The organism is Cellulomonas bogoriensis 69B4 = DSM 16987 (assembly GCF_000767165.1).
In the GTDB taxonomy this organism is placed as follows: Bacteria; Actinomycetota; Actinomycetes; order Actinomycetales; family Cellulomonadaceae; genus Actinotalea; species Actinotalea bogoriensis.
In genome coordinates this window covers 1-1383 of sequence record NZ_AXCZ01000325.1, presented here as the reverse complement: position 1 = coordinate 1383, position 1383 = coordinate 1, and the positions used below count along the sequence as shown (strand labels likewise).

Sequence of the window (1383 nt, the reverse complement as noted above, 5' to 3'; positions counted from 1 at the left end):
TGGGTGGGGGTGAGGGTGGGGTGGGTCAGGTCCAGCGGCGGCGGAGGGCCTCGGCGGCCGCTGTGAGGGCTGCCAGGAGGGCCAGGGCCAGCAGGGGGGCGGTCCACCTGTCGGGGACCTCGGCGACGGAGGTGTAGGCCACGCCCCGGGCCTCCTCGGCGCGGTCGTCCAGGGCGGAGATGAGGGCCAGGGACTGCAGGGCGTCGACGTTGCCCTCGTCGAGCTGGGCGACCAGACGACCCAGCCCCTCGTCGGCGAGGGCGTCGAGGCCGTCGGCCAGCTCGTCGGCGCCGGTCGCGAGCATCGCGATGCCCTCGGCGAGCATGTCGACCATCTGGTCCAGGTCGCCGAGCTCGTCCAGGCCCGCACCCCCCAGGAGGTCCTGGACGTCCGCGCCGGCCAGCAGGTCCTGGGCGTCGGGCAGGGCCAGGTCGTCCAGCAGGGCCCCGGGCTCCAGGCCCGCGGCCGCCAGGAGCCCCTCCAGGTCCAGGTCGACGTCACCGAACGCGTCCTGCAGGTCCGGCAGGTCCACCCCGCCCAGCAGGCCGGTCAGGTCCACGTCGGCCAGGACCTCCGTGAGGTCCGCACCCGCCCCGGCCAGGAGGTCCTGGACGTCAGGGAACGTGACGTCGGCGTCCTGCAGCAGCTGTGCGAGCTCCTCGGCCAGGTCCACGTCACCGAGCAGCTCACCCAGGTCCACCCCTGCGAACACCTCGGTCGGGTCCAGGCCCAGGGCGTCCAGCAGCTCGGCCACCGTCAGGGACTCACCCTCCAGCAGCTCCCCGAGGGTCGGCAGGTCCAGGTCCACACCCACCCCGGCGAGCCGCTCGACCAGGCGCTCCCGCACCTGCCGCGCGACCTCCGGCACGTCCACCGCATCCCGCAGCAGGTCACCCCAGGTGAGGTCCTCCCACTGCTCGAGGTCCTCCAGGCGCTCGAGGACGTCCTGGTGCAGGGCAGTGAGTGCGTCGACGACGGCCTGGGCGTGCTCACGGGCGTCGTCCAGGTCCTCAGCCCGCTCCCCCACCGGCGGCACGGGCCCAGGGCCCCCCGGCAGGACCGCCGCGAGGTCACCCAGGGTCGAGGCCCACGCGTCGAGGTCGTCGGCGACCCCGACCAGCGACCCGGCCACCGCATCCAGGTGCTCCGCCACGGAGACCGCGACCCGGTCGGTGTGCCCGGACGCCCGGTCCAGCGCGACCGACACCGCGTCCAGGGCCGTCCCCACGGGCGCGAACGCCTCAGCGTCCTGCGGGTCGAGGGCCGACGTGGCGTCGGCGAGCGCCTCACGGGCGTCGGCCAGGTGTGCACCGGCCTCGTCGAGCGCGTCGTCCAGGTCCGACAACGCGGTGAGGTCGACGGCCGGGACGTCCGCCGCCGCGG

1 protein-coding gene is annotated in these 1383 nt (G+C 75.3%); it reads right to left on the bottom strand.

Going from position 1 to position 1383, the window contains the following annotated elements; translation table 11 throughout:
- Positions 1–25: 25 nt before the first annotated feature.
- Positions 26–1383, bottom strand: a 1358-nt coding sequence (locus N869_RS18070; RefSeq protein ID WP_035063023.1) for a hypothetical protein, incomplete at its 5' end; no start/stop codon positions are given.